Below are 18,666 nucleotides of genomic sequence, written 5' to 3' on the forward strand. Positions count from 1 at the left end.
CTCAGCCGGGGCCGAGCCCCAGGCGGGCACTCGGTCGGCAACCTGCTCGGCATCCGCGGGGGCATGGCCGGCGTCGATCAGACGGGGGATGAGGACCGAGCCGTTCTGGCCGCCGCAGCGCAGCCCCGGCCGGGTGGTGTCCGTCATCGAGTAGGAGCCGCCGGAGCCGGAGGTCTGGATGGTCACCGGGTTGCCGTTGTAGAAGCTGTTGCCGGTACCGGCGCGGACGTCGTCGTAGGAGTCCACGACCGACCCGTCGAGGGCGTCGACGAAGACGTGCAGGACGCTCGGGGCCTCCTTCGTGGCGCCGGTGACGACCACCTCCCAGGCGAGCTTGGCCTGTTTGCCGGCCGCGTGCACGACCAGCCGGGGGGTGCTCACGCTCTCCACGGTCGCCAGCCTGCCGCGGGCGGTGACGGCCGCGGTGGCGGCGTCGATCTTGCTCTTGACGCCCACCTTGATCTCGGCGCGCTGGCCCGAGGCCACCGAGCCGACCTCCTGGCCCGTCCTGTCGGTGGTGACGACCACGTCACCGCCGTAGACGGGCAGCCCGCGGTGGGTCCGCGAGTAGGTCAGGTACTGCAGGCCGCGGGTACCCGCGACGGTGTTCGTCAGCGTGAACTCGTCCTGAGCTCCCTTGAACAGGGCCTCGGACCTGGCGGCGAGGGCGCCGTCGGCGCTGGAGATCGCGCGCTTGCGTGATTCGGGGTCCGGCGGCGCGAACGCCGGCGGATCCAGGGATATGGTGCGGGCGGCGGTGCCCGCGGGGGCTGTGGCGGCGCCGGCGGCGCTCACCACCGAGGTCGCGGTCATGGCGACGGCAGCCAGTGCGGCGACGGCGCCCAGTCTGACCTTGGGATTCACGCGGGGTGACTCCTCTCGGTGTCCCTTGGGGGGTTAGAGGGATGCAAGGAGCCCTGACGGTTTGGGCTGGACCAAAGCTGACACCGTGACTGCGGGGCGAGTACCCCACGAAATTGCATAACTTCGCGATATAGGCGGCTACACAGGTGGTGACAGCGGCAGATGGCGCCTCAGCCATGACGCGTAGACGGGGGCCCGCCGTACCTCGGCCCAGTAGGTCTTGGTGACCGCCTGGACCAGGTCGGGACCGTGCCGGGCGACCGGCCCGTGCTCGGTCCAACCGATCATGTGGCGGAAGCGCAGCGGGGTCCCGGCGAGCGGCCGGATGACGATCCCCGGGTAGCCCTTGCTGGTCGCCTGGAACATGCCCACGCACCGGGCGGAGGAGATGAGGTCGATGGCGAGACTGAGGTCGGCGGAGTAGGCGATCTTCGGGGCGAAGCCCTGCCGGGCGCAGGCGGCCCAGAAGTGTTCGCGGTGCCCGGACTCGGCCAGCGCGTGCAGGCTCCAGTCCTCGTCGGCGAGGTCCCGCAGCTCGATCTCCTCCCGCTGGGCGAGCGGGTGGGACACGGCCAGCCCGACGAAGATCGGCTCTACGGCCACGCCCGCGTAGACCACGCCGGGGGGCGGCGAGAGCTCGTGCCCCGGATAGTCGCCGAGGGTGGCGAGTTCCAGGCGCTCGGACTCCAGCAGTCCGGGCAGCAGGTCCATTGCCTCTTCGGTGCGGACGGTGATGTCGGCGCCGGCCAGCAGCTCGTTAAGGCATTTAATAACATTTATCGCTAGATGGCTGGACATACAGCCCAGCCGAATCCGGAGTTTCTCCGCGGTCTGCTCGGCGTAGCGCATGCCGTCCCGTCGCAGCTCGTCGAAGGCGGGCAGCAGTGACCGAGCCCTGATCAGCACCCAGGTGCCGAGCTGCGTGGGCTGCGCCCCCTGCCGGCCCCGCTCGAACAGTGGCCCGCCGAACATCCGCTCGATGCGGCGCAGCTGCGTGGCGAGCGCGGGCTGCGACATCTTGAGTGCGGTTGCCGCCTTGGAAATGCTGCCCGAGTCGGCGATCGCACAGATTGCTCGTAAATGACGCACTTCTAGGTCCACACCGAAAGGTTAATAGTAAAGAATCTTTCCGGTAAGACCCAAGTTTCGGGATGCCCTCCACGGCCCGGCGCCGGTACCCGCGGTCCGTCACCGATGCGGCGAACGTGCCGGGAGCGGAGGCGGGCGACCCGGCCGAGCGGGTGATCCGGGCACGCGATCCCCCGAGGAGATCAGGGCCCGTCCGGAAGGGCGTCCCTCACCCGGAGGCGTGCTGCCAGTAGGGGTCGCGGTAGAGCACGACGGTGGTGCCGCGGAGCAGCTCGTCCGGGGCGGAGACCAGGACCAGCTCGCCCGCGGCTTCGAGCTGGCGCAGGACGTCGCGTACGCGGGGGCCCACGGGCAGGCGGCCGACCGGCAGGCCGAGGGCGGCGCGGACCGTGTCGGCGACCCGGGAGAGCTGGAACGGCCCGGTGAAGGGGGCGATCAGCGTGCGGACGAGGTCGACGGTGATCATGGCCTCGGCCTCGACGTAGGCGAGCTCCCAGGTGAGCTGTGCCTTACGGCGGCCGGTCCCGGCGCAGGCCGTGCACTCCTGGGAGAAGCCCGGCACGATCTCCTCGATGGTCGAGCCCAGGCACGTGGTGCACTGGTTGGTCTCCGCCGCGTGCGACTCCGCGGCCTCCCGGTCCGCCAGATGCTTGCCGCACAGGCACAGGTAGAGACGGAATCCGCCGCGGACCAGGGTGAGATCGTCGGCGTCGTCGGGGATCTCTTCCCACAGCGCGGTGATCGTGTGCTTCATCATGGTTGTGCGACTCTATCCATCCTGGCCGCCGCCGCGCAGTTCGACCGGGACCAGCCGCATCGGAGCGCTCCACAGCCATTCCTCGGTGACGTAGGTGGCGGTCAGGAGCGTCATCAGGGCCAGGATGCGCTCCATGGAGGTCGAGGGGTGCGCGCCGCAGTCGCCGAAACGGCACATCCACAGCTCGAACAGGCTGTCCTCGCTGAGCTGGTCGTAGACCGAGGGGCGGGCGACGCAGAAGCCGTCCCGCCAGATGTCGACCGAGGTGCCGGCGAGCGGGAAGGCGCCGGCCAGGACCCCGCCGCCGGTGGTGGCCAGCCGGGCGACGCCGTCGTGGACCGGCAGGACGCCCTCGGTCTGGATGAGCGCCACCCCGCCCCCGGGCGGGGTGGCGACCCGCAGGAGCTCGACGGGCGAGGCGTGCTCGGCCTCCCGGAGCGCGCCGGCCTCCACCGGCGGGCAGCGCCCGGGGTCGGCCCCCAGGCGGCGGATGACCTCGTCCTCCTCCACCCCGCCGACGAAGGCGATGCAGAACCCCTCGCTGTAGTCCTCGTAGGAGAACATCATCTCGTCGACGGTGTCCTGGAGCTCGCGGAGCCGCGGGCTGACGCGGGGGGCTCCCGGGAGGGGGACGAACAGGTCCGCGAGGTCGGTGAAGAGAGCCTGGAGACCGGCGGAGCGCCCGGCGATGCACGGCCGCCAGGGGTCGGCGCCCGCGGCGAGCAGGAGCCGGACGGCCTCGTCCTGGCCGTGGCGCACGGCCTCCCACAGCGGGGTGGCGCCGTAGCTGTCGGCGGGGTCCACCTCGGCACCCGAGGCCAGGAGCAGCTCGATCACCTTGACCGCTCCCTCCTGGGCGGCCTGGTGCAGGGGCGTCGAGCGGAGCCAGAACAGCCGCTGGCCGGGGTCGAACCCGTCGGCCAGCCGTTCCCGGATCTCCGCCAGGTTGGTGTCACTCCAGGCGCCCGTGCCGCCGACCCACTCGTTGTCGCTCACAGTCATCCCAATCTTGTTGTGCTGAGTGGATCAAATCAGTCGAAGGTGACATTTTCGATCAAAGCCATACGTGACAGCCGGTCGGAGACGCGGGTCGTCTCCGGGAGGCGGTAGTGAGGGGTCAGGGCGAGGACGTTGTGGCAGGCCGTGTCGAGGTCGACGCGGTGGCCGACGGAGACGAAGACCGGTTTGACGCCGTGCCGGGTGCGGAGCACGCGGCCGACGACGTCGCCGTCCAGGGTCAGATCGGTCCACGAGCCCCGCTCGGGCGCGGGGTCGGGGTAGGAGCCGACGAAGGCGGTCTTGCCCACGCCGATCGTGGGCAGGCCGGTCAGCACGCCCAGATGGCAGGCCAGGCCGAAGCGGCGGGGATGGGCCAGGCCGTACCCGTCGCAGACGATCAGGTCGGGGGCGGCGGTCAGGCGTCCGAGGGCTTCGAGGAGGGCGGGGACCTCCCGGAAGGCCAGCAGGCCGGGGACGTAGTCGAAGGCCACCCTCCCACCGACGGTCACCTGCTCGACGACCTCCAGCGTGGCCCCGTCCAGTACGGCCACCGCCGCCGCGAGCCGTTGCCCGTCGTAGGCCACGTCCACCCCCGCCACCCTGGCCGGCCGGCGGGGACCCGGCCCTGTCAGGTCGAGCAGCGGCCGGAGCTCGTCCTGGATCGCCTCGGCTTCCTGGATGGTGCGGGGATTTTGTGCCTTCATATACACATGATCGCTATTTTTAGAGCATGACGACACATAGCGGGAGTTTGCGGCGTTTGCTGAGGTGGCCGGTGAAGTCGCTGCGGGGTGAGGAACTCCAGGAGGCGCTGCTGGACCACCGGGGGGTGGCCGGCGACCGGGCCTACGCGCTGATCGACGGGCGGGACAACCACGACGGCAAGGTCCTGACCGTGCGGCAGCGCCCGGAGATGCTCCACTGGCGCGCCGCCTACGGGGCGGACGACGCGCCGGAGCTGACCGCTCCGGACGGGACCGTCTGGCGGTGGCACGACCCCGGGACGGCCGGCGAGCTGGCGCGCTCGCTCGGGACGCCGCTGCGCCTGCGCGCGGCGGATGGGCAGCAGGACCGGGCGCTGACCGTGCTGGTCACGTTCGAGGCGTCCCTCGCGGCGCTGGAGGAGGAGCTCGGCTCCCCGGTCGACCTGCTCAGGTTCCGCCCCAACCTGCACCTCGGACTGGACGCGCCCGCTTTCGCCGAGGAGAGCTGGGGGGCCGGCACCACGATCACCGTGGGCGAGGCCGAGCTCGCGGTGACCGGGGCCCACACGGGCCCGTGCATCCGCTGCGCCGTGCCCAGCTGGGATCCCGACGGCCGGCAGCGCTGGCCCGAGCTGCAGAAGTGGTTGATCGGGGAGCACGAGAACAAGTTCGGCATGATCATGCGGGTGACCCGGCCCGGGGCCGTCCGGCCCGGCGACCCGGCGGCCGTCAGCGCGCGGCACGGCTCCTGACCGGGGCCGTCCGGTGCGGGCCCCGAGCGGACCGGCCCGCCGTCCCCGGCCCGTCGCCGCCCGCCCGCGTGCCGGGACTCCGGGGAAACTAGGGTGCGGTGAGCGGAGAGCTTCGGAGATTCGGAGAAAGGGGCCGGACATGTCGGTTCTCGTGGCGTTCAGCGTGACCCCTGTCGGAGTGGGGGAGGACGTCGGTGAGCTCGTCGCCGAGGCGGTGCGGGTGGTGCGCGCCTCGGGGCTGCCGAACCGTACGGATGCGATGTTCACCACGGTCGAGGGTGACGACTGGGATCAGGTGATGAGCGTCGTCAAGGACGCGGTGGCGGCGGTCGAGGCGCGGTGCGGGCGGGTCAGCCTCGTGCTGAAGGCCGATCTGCGCGCCGGTCAGGGCGGCCGGCTGGAGGCCAAGGTGGCCACCGTCGAGCGGCATCTGGCGTAGCCGCCGCGGGGGAGTCCGCCTCCGGCGCGCGGCCCCGGAAGCCCGGTGGTCCACGGGCGGAGGAGGCCGGCGGATCGTGAGTAGTTTGCGCAGATCATCCGACTTTGAAGGAGTATTGCGGGATGGCGGATAAAAGATCGGCGGGACGTCTTCTCGCGGGCGGGCTGGCGCTGGCCGCACTGGGATGGGCGGTGCGGGAGATCCCGGCGGAGCTGGGCGGCCGGGCCGCGGGGGAGCGGCTGGCCCGGATGCGGCGCTCCCCCCGGTTCCGTGACGGCGTCTTCCATAACGCCGTGCCCGGCTCGTACACGCCCCCGGTGGGCAGCCTCCCGGAGATGCTCCGGGAGATGGTCCTCAACCGCGACGGCCGCCGGCCCGTCGGGCCGGTCCCGCTGGTGACCTCCCCGGTCACCCCGCCGTCCGCGGCCGGGCTGAGCGTCGTCTGGTACGGCCACGCCACCACGCTGGTGGAGATCGAGGGGCGGCGCGTCCTGTTCGACCCCGTGTGGAGCGGGCGCGCCTCGCCCTCGCGGCTGGTCGGCCCGCGGCGCTTGCACCCGCTGCCGGTCCCGCTGGCCGACCTTCCGGCGCTCGACGCGATCGTGATCTCCCACGACCACTACGACCACCTCGACCGGGCCACGGTCCGCGCGCTCACCGCCCTGCAGGGCGCGCCCTTCCTGGTCCCCCTGGGCATCGGCGCCCATCTGGAGCGCTGGGGCGTGCCCGCCTCGCGGATCGTCGAGCTCGACTGGGAGGAGGAGACGAGCGTCGCGGGCCTGCGGTTCGTCGCCACCGCCGCCCGGCACTTCTCCGGACGCGCCTTCACCCGCAACGTCACCCTCTGGGGCTCGTGGGTGGTCGCGGGACGGGCCAAGCGGGTCTTCTACGCGGGAGACTCCGGCTACTTCGACGGATACGCGGGCATCGGCGCCGCCCACGGCCCGTTCGACCTCACCCTGATGCCGATCGGCGCCTACAGCCCCGCCTGGCCCGACATCCACATGGACCCGGAGGAGGCGGTCAACGCCCACCTCGACCTGGGCGGCCGGCTGTTCCTGCCCGTCCACTGGGGGACCTTCACCCTCGCCCCCCACCCGTGGGCCGAGCCCGTCGACCGCCTGTGGCGCGAGGCGAAGGCCCGCGACGTCCGTCTCGCGGTCCCCCGGCCGGGAGACCGGGTCGACGTCGACGACGTGCCCCTGGTGGACAGCTGGTGGGAGCTGTTCGGCGCTCCGTGAGCTCAGGCCGTCCGCCCGCCCGGCCAGGCGGGCGGGGTGAGGGTCAAAGGGCCGCCCTCCTCGTGGCCGCCAGATAGTCGTCGACGCGCCGCCGGTCCGGTCCGGCCGGCAGCGCGTCGGCGGCCTCCAGGCCCGCGGCCAGCTCCGTGCGCCATCTCTGGACCTCGGCCCAGGAGACCTCGCCCCGCCGTACGGCCAGCAGCCGGTCGCGGTGCTCGTCCATCCGGACCAGCGGCTCGCCGTGCCGGGCCAGGTGCAGGCCGCTGATCAGCAGCCGGATCATGTGCATGGCCTGCTTCCAGTTGGGGCGCTCGGGATCCAGGCGGCGGAACTGGGCCTCGGCGTATCCGGTGAAGCTCTGGCGGGCGCGCCTGGACACGAAGGCGCTCCGGAGCGCGAGCAGGTCCGCCCCGGCGGGGGAGACGTGCTCGACGATCGGCGACCACAGGCACTCCAGGACCGTCGGGTTGGCCTCCAGCGCGAGGCCGCAGAACCGCTCGACCTCCCAGGAGAACTGCTCCGGCAGCGGCCCCTCGACGTGCGTGGGCGGCTTGGCCAGCCGCCAGAACAGCGGGGTCGGCGCCACGAAGACCCCGCGCCGGTCGACGTCGGAGTCCTCGGTCTCCAGCCCGTAGGCGCGGGAGCCGACCACGACCGACAGCACCAGGTGATCGGGGACGAACCGTACTTCCATCCGTCAAGCGTGCCAGCCCGGCCCCCGCCCCGGACACGGGTTTTCCGGCGCCCGATTTAGGGCGATAGTTCGATTAATTAATGCTTGTCCCTATTTGCCCTTCGATGATTTGGTTGAAAGCCAAATCAAGTCCTCACGAAGTGGTCCCAGGGTGCGAAAGTGATGAGATCCGGCCCACTGCTCCCAATATGATGTTTCGCGGTTTACCGATCCGCGGGCCGGGCTTGACCGCCGCTTTGCGCGGGTGGCCGGGGTGATCCATCTGGGGGGACAGTGCTGGTCTTCGTCGTGCGGGTTGTGAGGTCACCGGGCCCATGAGTTCACCAGCCGACAGCACGAAGATCACCCTCTACGACTACGAACGGTTCAGCCAGCTCGCCGGGCCCATGACCGAACCGGAGCCGGGCCGGCCGTACCGCGTCCAGTACCGCTCCATGCTCGCCAGCGAGCCGCACCGCGTGCGGGCGGTGCTGCTGATGGTCGCCGCGCTCGTCGTGGAGTTCACCATGATGGCCTGGCTGTTGATGCCCGGCCACTGGACGGTGCGGGTCGACCCCTACGGCATGCTCCCGTGGTACATCCCGGTCGCCGACAAGGTCATGCTCGTGGCGATCGCCCTGATCGAGATCTTCCGCCTGGTCAGCGTGGTCTCCAACGTGCACGCCATGCTGGCGGCCAGGGACCCGGTCCCGGTACCGCCCGAGCGCGGCAGCCGGGTGGCCTTCATCACCACCTGCGTGCCCGGCAAGGAACCGCTGGAGATGGTCCGGGAGACCCTGTCGGCGGCCCTGCAGATCCGCCATGACGGCGTGCTCGACGTGTGGCTGCTGGACGAGGGCGACGACCCCGACATCCGCGAGCTCTGCGACTGGCTGGGCGCCCGCCACTTCAGCCGCAAGGGCGTGCCCGAGTGGAACCAGCCCAAGGGCGCCTTCCGGGCCAGGACCAAGCACGGCAACTACAACAGCTGGCTGTCGGCCCACGGCGACGACTACGACTTCTTCGTCTCCGTCGACACCGACCACGTGCCGCTGCCGGAGTTCTGCGAGCGCATGCTCGGATACTTCCGCGACCCGCGGGTGGCCTTCGTGGTCGGCCCCCAGGTCTACGGCAACTACACCGCCGGGGTCACCAAGGCCGCCGAGAGCCAGCAGTTCCTCTTCCACTCCCTGATCCAGCGCGCCGGCAACCTGTACGGGGCGCCGATGTTCGTCGGCACCAACAACGCCGTGCGGATCCGGGCGCTCAAGCAGATCGGCGGCCTGTACGACTCGATCACCGAGGACATGGCCACCGGCATCGAGTTCCACCGCTCCCGCGACCCGCGGACGGGGGAGCGCTGGATGTCGGTCTACACCCCGGACGTGCTCGCCGTGGGCGAGGGGCCGTCGTCGTGGACCGACTTCTTCAGCCAGCAGCTCCGCTGGAGCAGGGGCACCTACGAGACGCTGCTCACCCAGTTCTGGAAGGCGGCGTTCCGGCTGTCGCCCGGACGGCTGTTCAACTACAGCCTGATGGTGACGTTCTATCCGATGTCCGCGCTCAACTGGCTGCTGGCCGGGCTGAGCGCGACCCTCTTCATGGCGGTGGGCGGCTCCGGCGTGACCGTGCCCATGGACGTGTGGCTGATGCTCTACGGCGACGCGGCGCTGCTGCAGGTCATGCTCTACACCTGGAACCGGCGGCACAACGTCAGCCCGCACGAGCCGGAGGGTTCCTCCGGGGTGGCCGGGATGGTCATGTCGGCGCTGTCGGCGCCCATCTACGTGGCCTCGCTGATCGGGGCCGCGCTGCGGCGGCCGAGCAAGTTCGTGGTCACCCCCAAGGGGGACTCGGCCAGCCCCGACCAGCTCGCCACCTTCCGCATCCACCTGTGGTGGGCCGTGATCTTCGGTGGTGGGCTGCTGCTCACCCTCTTCTGGACCGGGCACGTGCACCTGGTCATGACCCTGTGGGTGATTCTCGCCCTTGTGATCTGCCTGGGGCCCCTGGCGACCTGGGCGTGGACCAGCCGAGGTAACCGTTGAGCCGTCTACGCAAGAACCTGATCGCCGCCGCGGTGATCGCCGCGATCGTCGGGGTCAACCTGCCGGCCGTCGCCGGGTTCGCCTCCCGCAAATGGCACGACTACCAGATCAACCGGGACGACTACAAGGCGCGCTACGGCCACTGGAGCTTCCTGAACGTCCCCAACGAGTTCAAGGTCAACGCCATCCACGCGGCCCTGCTGCGCACCGGCAAGGTGCTCATCGTCGCCGGGTCCGGCAACAACGCCGCCAACTTCGCCAAGGGCACCTTCAAGACCGTGCTCTGGGACCCCACCAAGCCGGGACAGGCCGGCGAGTTCAAGATGATCGACACCCCGGTCGACTTCTTCTGCGCCGGCCACGTGCTGCTGCCCAACGGCAACCTCCTCATCGCCGGCGGCACGCTCCGCTTCGAGGTGCTCAAGAGCAAGGTGAAGCGGGCCGGAGGGGCCCTGGTGGTGAAGAACGAGAGCCCGCACATCCGGCGGCAGCTGCACCCCGGCACCCTGATCGCGGCCCCCAACGGGCGGCTCTACCGGACCACCGCGCACATCACGGTGCCGCCCGCCGAGAAGGTCGAGAGCGGCGTGCCGGGCAAGGTCCGGATCAAGCCCAGCGAGACCAAGGTCTTCGCCGAGTCCGTGGTCGAGGGCGCGCCCGGCGTCTTCACCTCGCCGGGCGGCTACGTCAAATACGAGATCCAGGGGCTGACCGGCCGGGACAAGCGCAACCTGTACGCCATGGGCGCGGACATGACGCTGGAGAAGCAGGACTTCCAAGGCATCAAGGACGCCTACGAGTTCGATCCGATCGCCGAGCGCTACATCAAGGTCCAGGACATGGCCGAGGGCCGCTGGTACCCGACGATGACCGCGCTGCCCGACGGCAAGGTGATGACGGTCTCCGGCCTGGACACCGTGGGGCAGATCACCAGGGACAACGAGTTCTACGACCCCGCCACCCGGACCTGGATCCCCGGGCCCAAGCGCTTCTTCCCCAGCTACCCGGCGCTGTTCCTGCTGGACGACGACACCCTCTTCTTCTCCGGCATGAGCGCCGGATACGGTCCCGGCCAGCTCGCGCTCCGCCCCCCGGGCATCTGGGACTACCGCCACGACACCGACCGCCTGGTGAGGTCCCCCGGCGGCGTCGGTGGCGTGGCGCCGGACGAGATGGAGGCCTTCACCCCGGTCCCCGGACTGCCCGAGCCCGAACTCAACGAGACCGGCGCCTCGGTGCTGCTGCCCCCCGCCCAGGACCAGCGGATCATGGTGATGGGCGGCGGCCCGGTCGGGGAGCGCCAGCCGGGCCTGCCGAACGCCACCGCCCGGACCGCCATCATCGACCTCAAGCAGCCCGCGCCCCGCTACGTCCGGGGCCCGAACCTGTCCGACCCGGTGCGCTACCCGTCGGCGGTGCTGCTCCCCGACGACACCGTGTTCTCCTTCAACGGCTCCAGCGACTACCGCGGCCGGGGCGACAGCGACGTCCTGCGGGCCGAGGTCTACCGCCCGCAGAGCAACAGCTTCCACGAGGCCGCGGCGCCCGCGGTGGGCCGCAACTACCACGCCGAGGGGCTGCTGCTGCCCGACGGCCGGGTGCTCAGCATGGGCTCCGACCCGCTCTTCGCCGACGAGGCGGGCACGGTGCCCGGCACCTTCGACCAGCGGATCGAGATCTACACCCCGACCTACCTGCACAACGGCGAGAAGCGGCCGATGATCACCGACGGGCGGCGGATGCTGACCCTGGGCTCCCGGGCGGGGTTCAAGACCCCCGACGCCGAGCGCATCAAGGAGGTCCGGCTGATGCGGCCGAGCGCCGTCACCCACGTCACGGACGTGGAGCAGCGCTCCATCAAGGTCGACTTCACCCGGGTGCCCACCGGCATCGTCGTGACGGTCCCGACCAACCCCGCGCTGGTGCCGCCCGGCTGGTACATGATGTTCGGGGTCACCGAGAAGGGGACCCCGTCCCCGGCCCGCTGGGTCCACATCGAAGGAGCTCGATGAACAGCTACGGCCGCGCCGCCGCCGCACTCGCCTTCGCCCTCGTGACGGCGGCCTGCGGGGAGGCTTCGGCCGTTCCCGGCGCGGCCGGCTTCTACGTCGACCCCGAGGGCACCGCGGTCAACGAGGTCCGCAGACTGGAGGCGGAGGGGAAGACCGAGGACGCGGCGCTGATCCGCAGGATCGCCGACAGGCCGAACGCGATCTGGATCGGCGACCAGGAGCCGTACGCCAGGGTCGCCGACATCACCACCAAGGCGCAGGAGGCCGGCCAGGTGCCGGTCCTGGTGGCCTACCACATCCCCGACCGCGACTGCGGCCGGTTCTCGGCGGGCGGTGCCGCGAGCGCCGACGAATACCGCTCCTGGATCGGCCGCTTCGCCGAGGGCATCGGCGACCGGCCCGCCTGGGTCGTCGTCGAGCCCGACGCGATGGCCCACATCCTCGACAGCTGCACCCAGGGCGGCCGGGCGGCCGAACGCCTCGGCCTGCTCCGCGACGCGGTGCGGGCGCTGAAGAAGCAGCCCAACACCAAGGTCTACCTGGACGCCGGGAACGCCGGCTGGATCGCCGACGCCGGGGCCTGGGCCGAGCCGATGCGGCAGGCCGGGGCGACCGAGGCCGACGGCTTCGCCTTCAACGTCAGCAACTTCTTCACCACCGAGGAGAGCGTCGCCGCCGCCCAGCGCCTGTCGGACGTGCTCGGCGGGGCGCACTACGTGATCGACACCTCGCGCAACGGCAACGGCCCGCTCCACGGAGCCCAGGGCGACGACACCTGGTGCAACCCCAAGGGGCGGGCACTGGGCGCGGAGCCGACCACCCGGACCGGGCACGAGCGGGTGGACGCCTTCCTGTGGATCAAGCGGCCGGGGGAGTCCGACGGCGACTGCCACCGTGGCGAGCCCCGGCCGGGCGAGTGGTTCTCCCACTACGCGCTGGAGCTCGTCCGAAACGCCGGGTGACCGCTTGATTCGTTACATCCTGGATCTTGCATGTGAAGATTGCCACGCAGGAGATTGACCGGAGCAGTCAGATTTTCATCGACCCTCTCGGAGTCCCCCTCGATGAACAGATGGAAGACAGTCCTCATCGCCGTGGCGGTGGCCGTACCCTCCGGCGCCCTGCCCGCCGCGGCCGCGCAACCCGCGCCCGCTCTGATCGAGAACAACGAGACCCAGCCCATCTACTCGCGCGCCGACGCCCTGACCGAGACCGTGTTCGTCGAGGTCGCCGGGGTCGACAGCGACCGCGACGGCCGCCCGGACCGGGTGGCCGTCGACATCATGCGGCCCAAGGAGACCGCGTCCGGGCTGAAGGTCCCCGTCATCATGGAGGCCAGCCCCTACTACGCGGGCGGCAACGACGTGCCCAACCACGTCGTGGACCTCGACGGCTCCGACCCGGCGGGCATGGAGTACCGGCGCAACAAGTTCGACGACCTGCGTGACGAGATGTTCGGCCTCGACGAGAGCGGGCCCACCTCCCGCGCGGTCGCGCCGCCCTTCCGCGGCTACTACGACAACTACTTCGTCCCGCGCGGCTACGCGATCGCGCTGGTGGAGAACCTCGGCTCCGGCCGCGCGACCGGCTGCCCGACGACCGGCCTGGACAACGAGACCGCCGGGCCCAAGGCCGCCATCGACTGGCTCAACGGCCGGGCCCGCGGCTTCGACGCCTCCGGCAACGAGGTCCGGGCCGACTGGTCGACCGGGAACGTCGGCATGACCGGCGTCTCCTACAACGGGACGCTCCCCAACGCCGTCGCCGCCACCGGGGTCAGGGGGCTCAAGACGATCGTGCCGATCGCGGCCATCTCCTCCTGGTACGACTACTACCGGGCCAACGGCGCGGTGCTCGCCCCCGGCGGCTACCAGGGCGAGGACGCCGACGTGCTCGCCCGCTACGTCCTCACCCGCGAGAACGCCGAGCAGGCGTGCGGCGCGCTGGTGAACCAGATCGAGCGCGACCAGGACCGCGTCACCGGCGACTACTCCGCGTTCTGGGACGGGCGCAACTACCTCAACGACGTGAACAAGGTCCGCGCCAGCGTCTTCCTGGTCCACGGCCTCAACGACTGGAACGTCAAGACCAAGCAGGCCGTCCAGTGGTGGGACGCGCTCGCCGAGCGCGGCGTGCCGCGCAAGATCTGGCTCCACCAGGGCGCCCACTTCAACCCCTTCTCCTTCGCCCAGCGCAACGCCGAGTGGCTGCGCCAGCTCCACCGCTGGTTCGACTTCCACCTGTACGGCCTGCGCAACGGCATCATGGACGAGCCGCAGGCGGACGTGGAGTCGGGTCCGGGCCAGTGGGCCCAGCACGCCTCGTGGCCGCTGCCCGGCACCGCCGACGTACGGCTGCGCCTGGCCCCCGGGACGGACGGCCGCAACGGCACGCTGAGCCGGGAGCGCTCCGGCGGCCGCGCCGTGGAGTCCTTCACCGACCAGAACACCCGCACCGCCGAGCAGCTCGTCGAGAACGTCGTGGCCACCGACCCGAACCGGCTGGCCTACCTGTCGTCCCCGCTGGCCAAGGACGCCCGGCTCTCCGGCACCCCGAGCGTCTCGGTCAAGGCGGCCTTCGAAGGCGGGCGCTCGCCGTACCTGACGGCCCTGCTGGTCGACTACGGCACCGACACCCGCGCCTACGGCGGCGTCAGCTACGGCCCCGACCAGGTCTGCTACGGCCAGGGCGTGCCGGGCGACACCGGCTGCACCCGCCTGGCCCAGCACGTCACGGTGACCGCCCCCTACAAGATCATCACCAGGGGCTGGCTCGACGTCCGTAACCGCCACTCCGCCTCCCGGACCGACCTGCTCCGTGAGGGCCGCTTCTACGACTTCGACGTCGACCTCCAGCCCAGCGACTACGTCATCAAGGCCGGTCACCGGATCGGGGTCGTGCTCATCTCCACCGACCGCGACTTCACCCTCCGCCTGCCCGCCGGGACCGCCGTCTCGGTCCAGCCCGGCGCCAGCTCGGTCGAGCTCCCCCTCGTCGGCGGCCGCTCGGCCCTCGGCTGAGCGGTGCCCGCCACCTCACCGGGGTGTCCCTGAGGGATGACCCTGGCTTGTCCCTGACTTCGCCGCCCGGCCCTGCCGCCGGGCGGCGCCGGCGAATAGCGTTGGACACATGGGACGAATTCTGTTGATCGTGGCGGCCGTGGTGCTCGCCTTCATCCTGTTCGGCTGGCTCCTGGGCATCGTCTTCACGCTGCTCAAGTGGGCTCTGATCATCGGCGTGGTCGCCGTGGTGGCCATGTTCGTGGCCAAGCTGTTCCGCTCCTCCCGCGTCCGCGACTGACCGCCGGCCCGGGTCCGCGAGATCCTCGTGGACCCGCGCCGCCCGGGGCCCGGCCGGCCGCCTCAGCAGGGCCTGCTCACCCGCCCCCCGGCGACCACGCACGACAGCTCGCAGTGCCGTGCGGCCAGGGCCACGTCATGGCTGATGACGACAAGGGCGAGACCGCGTCCGCGGCGCAGCCCGCTCAGCAGCTCCATGATCGACTCCGCGGTCGCCGGGTCGAGCGCGGACGTCACCTCGTCGCAGATCAGCACGTCCGGGTCGGCGGCGAGCGCGCGGGCGACGGCCACCCGCTGGCGCTGGCCGCCGGAGAGCTCGTGCGGCAGGCGCCGGGCGGTCTCGGCCGACAGGCCGACGTCCTCCAGCAGCCGGCCGACCCGCGCGGCGCCGCTCTCGGGGCGCCGGTGGAGCCGCAGGGGGCGGGCGATCGCCTCGCCGACCGTGCGGACCGGGTTGAGGGTGCCCAGCGGGTCCTGCGGGACGAGCTGGATCCGGCGGCACTGCTCGCGGTCACGCCGGGCGGCCCGCAGCGGGAGCGGGCGGCCGTCGAGCTCGACGGCGCCCTCCGCCTGGGAGTGCAGCCCGCTGAGGACCCGGGCCAGGGTGGTCTTGCCCGAGCCGGAGACCCCGCTCACCGCCAGCGCGGCACCCGGGCGCAGGTCGAGGTCCACCCCGGACAGGATCGTCCGTGACCCCGCCCACGCCGACAGACCCCGCACGGTGAGCAGCGGCGGCCCCTCCGGGGACGTCCCGCGGCGCGGGGAGGGCGTGGCGCGGGGCCGCCGGGGCGTGCCGGACTCCACCACCTCGTCGGCGATCCTGGCCACCAGGTCCGGATCGTGGGAGGCCAGCACCACGGCCATGCCGCGCCGGTCGGCCAGCTCCCGGACCAGCTCGCCGACCTCCGCGCACAGCGCCGCGTCCAGCCCGGCCGTCGGCTCGTCCAGCAGCAGCAGGTCGGGGCGGCGGGACAGGGCGCGGGCGATGGCCAGGCGCCGCTGCTGCCCGCCGGACAGCTGGTGCGGGCGGCGGGTGAGCATCTCGCCGGTGCCGGGCAGCCGGACCTCGGTGAGGAGCCGCCGCAGGGCGTCCGGCGACGGACGCGCGGGGGAGAGCTCGCCGAGCAGCCGCCGCACCCGCATCCGGGGATTGAGGCGCGCGGCCGGGTCCTGGTCCACGTAGCCGACGTGGTCACGGCGGACCGCGCGCAGCCGCACCGGGTCCAGCCCGAACATGTCGTGGCCGAGCACCCGCGCCCGCCCGGAGCGCAGGACCAGGCCGCCGGGCAGGGCGCCGAGGAAGGCGCGCAGCAGCGTGCTCTTGCCCGCCCCGGACGGCCCGACGAGCGCCACGACCCGCCCCCGGACGGCGGTGACGGCGGGCCCCGTCACCACGGCCGTGCCCTCGTGGTCGGCCAGCACCAGCGCGTCGAGCTCGGCGACGGTCGCGTCGACCCGGCCGTCCGGGGAGGCCGGGCTTCGGGATCCGGGGACGCCCGGGACCGCCCCGGCCGGCCCCGGCGGGTCCGGGAGCGGGCCGCCGGGTTCCACGACCTTCGTCGCCGGGGCGCCCGGGTCCGGGATGCTCATCGCCGATCCACCACCTGTCGTCTGGTCCGCGGCGCGAGCGCCGAGGCCGTCACCTGCACCGCGCCGGCCAGCAGGCCGATGGCCAGGCTGGGCGCGATCACCGCCCACGGGTTGAGCATGACGCCCGGGCCGTTCTCCCGGATCATCAGAGCCCAGTCGGCGGCCGGCGGCTCCGGGCCGACCTCCAGGAACGCCGCCGTGGACACCACGTAGACCGCCGCCACGAAGCGCAGGCCCAGCAGGGTCAGCAGGGTCGAGCGCAGGTTGGGCAGCACCTCGCGCCAGACCAGCCGGGGCAGCCGTTCGCCCCCCGCCATCGCCGCCTCCACATAGCCCGACCCGGCGATCGGGGCGGCGGCCCCCGCCACGACCCGGACGGCGTACGGCAGGCCGACCGCGACGGCCGCGGTGACCAGCGCGAGCCGGCCGCCACCGTCCCAGGAGAGGACCACCAGCAGCACGGCGAGCACGGCCGGCAGCAGGATCATCACGTCGCAGGCCCACTCGACGGCCCGCCCGACGGCCGGGCGCAGCGCCGCGACGGTGCCGAGCGCCGCGGCGAGCAGCGTGACGAGACAGGCGACGAGGGCGGAGGTGACCAGCAGCTCGCCGCCCCCGGCCAGCAGGCGGCTCAGCACGTCCCGGCCGAGCTGGTCACCGCCCAGGGGGAGGCCGGGGGCGGGAGAGGCGTAGGGGATGGCGACCGGGGTGTCGACGGGGTGGGGGGCGAGCAGCGGCCCGGCGAGCGCCAGCCCGATGACCGCGATCGAGGGGACGGCCGACACCGCCGCCCGGACGCGGCGCCGCGCGGGCCCCGTCCGGCCCGCCGGGGTTCCGTCCGCCGGGGTTCCGTTCACTGCGGTTCCGCCCGCCGGGGTTCTGTCCGTGGCCGGTCCGCCCCGGCCGGTTCCGCCCGGTGCCGGGTCCTCCGCCGCCGGGGCGGGCCCTCCGGGACTCATGACCGCCGCACCGAGGTCCGGTCCCGGATCAGGTCCGAGGCGACGAGCACGGCGAGGATCACCGCTCCGGTGACCGCCACGACCCCCGCGACCAGCGGGGTGTCGCGGTCCCGCACGGCTCCGGCGAGGACCGTGCCCAGTCCCGGGTAGTTGAAGATCGTCTCCACCACCACCGCGCCGCCGAGCAGCATGCCGGCCGAGGTGGCGGCGCCCGCGGCGATGGCGGGCAGAGCGCCGGGGAGCACGTGCCACAGGAGCACCCGGGCCGGCGGGAGCCCGTCCAGGGTCGCGGCCTCGACGTGCGGGGCGGCCGCCTCGTCGGCCAGCGAGGCGCGGACGATGCGGGTGTTCCACCCGATCTGCGGCACGGCCAGCGCCAGGACGGGCAGGACGAGCATGCTCCAGGAGGCCGGGCGGCCCGTCGTGCCGGTCAGCGTGACCGCCGGCAGCAGGCCGGTCCAGAGGGCGAGGACCAGCACCAGGACGCTCGCGACCACGAACTCCGGAAGCGCCATGACGATCGTCGAGGTCCCGGAGACCGCCCGGTCGAGCCACGACAGGGGCCGCAGCGCGGCGCCGCCGCCCAGGACGAGCGCCGCGGCCATGGTCAGGACCAGGGCGAGGCCGCCGAGCAGCAGCGTGTTGGGGAAGTGGCGGCCGATGACCTCGGAGACCTGTTCCCCGCGTGCTGTCACACCCAGGTCGCCGGTGGGCAGCGCGGTCATCCAGTCCGTGAAACGGCTCCAGAGTGGCCGGTCGAGCCCGAGCTCGGCCCGCCGCGCCGCGACGTCCGCCACCGAGGCGCCCCGGTCGACCGTGGACCTGGCCGCGTCGCCCGGCAGGAACTCCACCGCCGCGAAGACCAGGGCGAGCAGCACCGCCAGCAGTGCCACCCGCCCGGCCAGGAACACGGCGAGGCGCCTCAGGTGGCCAGCCACGCGCGCTCGAGCTGGACGCGGCCGTAGCCGGGGAGGGTGGGCAGGTCGTGGACCTTGGGGGAGGCCAGGTCCAGTCCGTCGGCCATGCCCCACAGCAGGTAGCCGGAGCGCTCGTGCTCGATCCTCTGCATCTCCCGGAGGAAGGGCGCGCGCTCGGCGGTGTCGACGGTGCCGACGGCCTTGCGGTAGGCAGCGTCGAAGGCCGGATCCTTCCAGCCGGCCTCGTTCTGGGCGGCGTCGGAGCTGAGGGTCTTGCCGGCGAAGAAGACCACCGAGTCGTTGGTGCCCCAGTAGGTGGTGTA

The 18,666-nt window shown here is 72.4% G+C and carries 16 protein-coding genes and 2 pseudogenes; 8 read left to right on the forward strand and 10 right to left on the reverse strand.

Features of this window, described 5'->3' with window-relative positions; translation table 11 throughout:
• The 5 genes and pseudogenes from ACWDS7_RS34640 to ACWDS7_RS34660 form a co-directional block, all read right to left on the reverse strand.
• Window positions 1-864 (reverse strand): annotated as a pseudogene (locus ACWDS7_RS34640) (hypothetical protein); the annotation flags it as partial.
• A gap of 138 nt (window positions 865-1,002) precedes the next feature.
• Window positions 1,003-1,965 (reverse strand): LysR family transcriptional regulator, encoded by a 963-nt coding sequence (locus tag ACWDS7_RS34645; RefSeq protein WP_451932684.1) that lies wholly within the window; start codon window positions 1,963-1,965, stop codon window positions 1,003-1,005.
• Window positions 1,966-2,161: 196 nt separating this feature from the next.
• Window positions 2,162-2,710, reverse strand: coding sequence for a hypothetical protein (locus ACWDS7_RS34650; RefSeq protein ID WP_451932685.1), 549 nt, complete (start codon window positions 2,708-2,710; stop codon window positions 2,162-2,164).
• A 12-nt stretch (window positions 2,711-2,722) separates the two neighbouring features.
• Window positions 2,723-3,712: an ankyrin repeat domain-containing protein gene (locus ACWDS7_RS34655; RefSeq protein WP_306874810.1), complete on the reverse strand. Its 990-nt coding sequence runs from the start codon at window positions 3,710-3,712 to the stop codon at window positions 2,723-2,725.
• Window positions 3,713-3,741: 29 nt separating this feature from the next.
• A complete protein-coding gene (locus ACWDS7_RS34660; RefSeq protein WP_451932686.1) occupies window positions 3,742-4,413 on the reverse strand; it encodes an endonuclease V in 672 nt (223 codons plus the stop codon).
• Window positions 4,414-4,439: 26 nt separating this feature from the next.
• On the opposite strand from ACWDS7_RS34660, the gene ACWDS7_RS34665 reads away from it, so the two are divergent.
• From ACWDS7_RS34665 to ACWDS7_RS34675, 3 genes are all read left to right on the forward strand, one after another.
• The gene (locus tag ACWDS7_RS34665; protein ID WP_306874804.1) at window positions 4,440-5,165 is read left to right on the forward strand and encodes an MOSC domain-containing protein; all 726 of its coding nucleotides are present in this window, start codon (window positions 4,440-4,442) and stop codon (window positions 5,163-5,165) included.
• A gap of 139 nt (window positions 5,166-5,304) precedes the next feature.
• Complete coding sequence (locus ACWDS7_RS34670; protein WP_451932687.1) at window positions 5,305-5,604, forward strand: MTH1187 family thiamine-binding protein; 300 nt, start codon at window positions 5,305-5,307, stop codon at window positions 5,602-5,604.
• A 122-nt stretch (window positions 5,605-5,726) separates the two neighbouring features.
• Window positions 5,727-6,845 carry an MBL fold metallo-hydrolase gene (locus ACWDS7_RS34675; RefSeq protein ID WP_451932688.1) on the forward strand — a complete coding sequence of 373 codons (1,119 nt, stop codon included), beginning with the start codon at window positions 5,727-5,729 and terminating at the stop codon, window positions 6,843-6,845.
• Window positions 6,846-6,888: 43 nt separating this feature from the next.
• On the opposite strand, the gene ACWDS7_RS34680 is transcribed toward ACWDS7_RS34675, so the two are convergent.
• Window positions 6,889-7,539, reverse strand: coding sequence for a nucleotidyltransferase domain-containing protein (locus ACWDS7_RS34680; RefSeq protein WP_306874795.1), 651 nt, complete (start codon window positions 7,537-7,539; stop codon window positions 6,889-6,891).
• Window positions 7,540-7,853: 314 nt separating this feature from the next.
• On the opposite strand from ACWDS7_RS34680, the gene ACWDS7_RS34685 reads away from it, so the two are divergent.
• The 5 genes from ACWDS7_RS34685 to ACWDS7_RS34705 all read left to right on the forward strand — a co-directional run bounded on the left by ACWDS7_RS34685 (window position 7,854) and on the right by ACWDS7_RS34705 (window position 14,878).
• Entirely contained in the window at window positions 7,854-9,566 is a 1,713-nt protein-coding gene (locus ACWDS7_RS34685; RefSeq protein ID WP_451932689.1) for a glycosyltransferase family 2 protein, read from the forward strand.
• Complete coding sequence (locus tag ACWDS7_RS34690) at window positions 9,563-11,578, forward strand: galactose oxidase-like domain-containing protein (RefSeq protein WP_451932690.1); 2,016 nt, start codon at window positions 9,563-9,565, stop codon at window positions 11,576-11,578. The genes ACWDS7_RS34685 and ACWDS7_RS34690 overlap by 4 nt, the downstream gene beginning before the upstream one ends.
• Entirely contained in the window at window positions 11,575-12,540 is a 966-nt protein-coding gene (locus ACWDS7_RS34695; protein ID WP_451932691.1) for a glycoside hydrolase family 6 protein, read from the forward strand. The genes ACWDS7_RS34690 and ACWDS7_RS34695 overlap by 4 nt, the downstream gene beginning before the upstream one ends.
• A gap of 102 nt (window positions 12,541-12,642) precedes the next feature.
• Complete coding sequence (locus ACWDS7_RS34700) at window positions 12,643-14,598, forward strand: Xaa-Pro dipeptidyl-peptidase (protein WP_451932692.1); 1,956 nt, start codon at window positions 12,643-12,645, stop codon at window positions 14,596-14,598.
• A 109-nt stretch (window positions 14,599-14,707) separates the two neighbouring features.
• Complete coding sequence (locus ACWDS7_RS34705; protein WP_306874780.1) at window positions 14,708-14,878, forward strand: hypothetical protein; 171 nt, start codon at window positions 14,708-14,710, stop codon at window positions 14,876-14,878.
• A 62-nt stretch (window positions 14,879-14,940) separates the two neighbouring features.
• On the opposite strand, the gene ACWDS7_RS34710 is transcribed toward ACWDS7_RS34705, so the two are convergent.
• The 4 genes and pseudogenes from ACWDS7_RS34710 to ACWDS7_RS34725 all read right to left on the reverse strand — a co-directional run.
• Window positions 14,941-16,467: an ABC transporter ATP-binding protein gene (locus tag ACWDS7_RS34710; protein ID WP_451932693.1), complete on the reverse strand. Its 1,527-nt coding sequence runs from the start codon at window positions 16,465-16,467 to the stop codon at window positions 14,941-14,943.
• Window positions 16,464-17,324: an ABC transporter permease gene (locus tag ACWDS7_RS34715; RefSeq protein WP_451932694.1), complete on the reverse strand. Its 861-nt coding sequence runs from the start codon at window positions 17,322-17,324 to the stop codon at window positions 16,464-16,466. Before ACWDS7_RS34715 ends, ACWDS7_RS34710 begins: the two co-directional genes overlap by 4 nt.
• A 98-nt stretch (window positions 17,325-17,422) precedes the next feature.
• Complete coding sequence (locus tag ACWDS7_RS34720; RefSeq protein WP_451932695.1) at window positions 17,423-18,364, reverse strand: ABC transporter permease; 942 nt, start codon at window positions 18,362-18,364, stop codon at window positions 17,423-17,425.
• Window positions 18,349-18,666 (reverse strand): annotated as a pseudogene (locus tag ACWDS7_RS34725) (ABC transporter substrate-binding protein); the annotation flags it as partial. The pseudogene ACWDS7_RS34725 and the gene ACWDS7_RS34720, both read right to left, overlap by 16 nt.

This window comes from Streptosporangium sp. NPDC003464, assembly GCF_053588315.1.

Excerpts from the sequence above, each read along its gene's own strand:
- ACWDS7_RS34650 (WP_451932685.1), bottom strand. The coding sequence starts at position 2,710 with ATGATGAAGCACACGATCACCGCGCTGTGGGAAGAGATCCCCGACGAC.
- ACWDS7_RS34655 (WP_306874810.1), bottom strand. The coding sequence starts at position 3,712 with ATGACTGTGAGCGACAACGAGTGGGTCGGCGGCACGGGCGCCTGGAGT.
- ACWDS7_RS34660 (WP_451932686.1), bottom strand. The coding sequence starts at position 4,413 with ATGAAGGCACAAAATCCCCGCACCATCCAGGAAGCCGAGGCGATCCAG.
- ACWDS7_RS34665 (WP_306874804.1), top strand. The coding sequence starts at position 4,440 with ATGACGACACATAGCGGGAGTTTGCGGCGTTTGCTGAGGTGGCCGGTG.
- ACWDS7_RS34670 (WP_451932687.1), top strand. The coding sequence starts at position 5,305 with ATGTCGGTTCTCGTGGCGTTCAGCGTGACCCCTGTCGGAGTGGGGGAG.
- ACWDS7_RS34675 (WP_451932688.1), top strand. The coding sequence starts at position 5,727 with ATGGCGGATAAAAGATCGGCGGGACGTCTTCTCGCGGGCGGGCTGGCG.
- ACWDS7_RS34680 (WP_306874795.1), bottom strand. The coding sequence starts at position 7,539 with ATGGAAGTACGGTTCGTCCCCGATCACCTGGTGCTGTCGGTCGTGGTC.
- ACWDS7_RS34685 (WP_451932689.1), top strand. The coding sequence starts at position 7,854 with ATGAGTTCACCAGCCGACAGCACGAAGATCACCCTCTACGACTACGAA.
- ACWDS7_RS34695 (WP_451932691.1), top strand. The coding sequence starts at position 11,575 with ATGAACAGCTACGGCCGCGCCGCCGCCGCACTCGCCTTCGCCCTCGTG.
- ACWDS7_RS34700 (WP_451932692.1), top strand. The coding sequence starts at position 12,643 with ATGAACAGATGGAAGACAGTCCTCATCGCCGTGGCGGTGGCCGTACCC.
- ACWDS7_RS34705 (WP_306874780.1), top strand. The coding sequence starts at position 14,708 with ATGGGACGAATTCTGTTGATCGTGGCGGCCGTGGTGCTCGCCTTCATC.
- ACWDS7_RS34710 (WP_451932693.1), bottom strand. The coding sequence starts at position 16,467 with ATGAGCATCCCGGACCCGGGCGCCCCGGCGACGAAGGTCGTGGAACCC.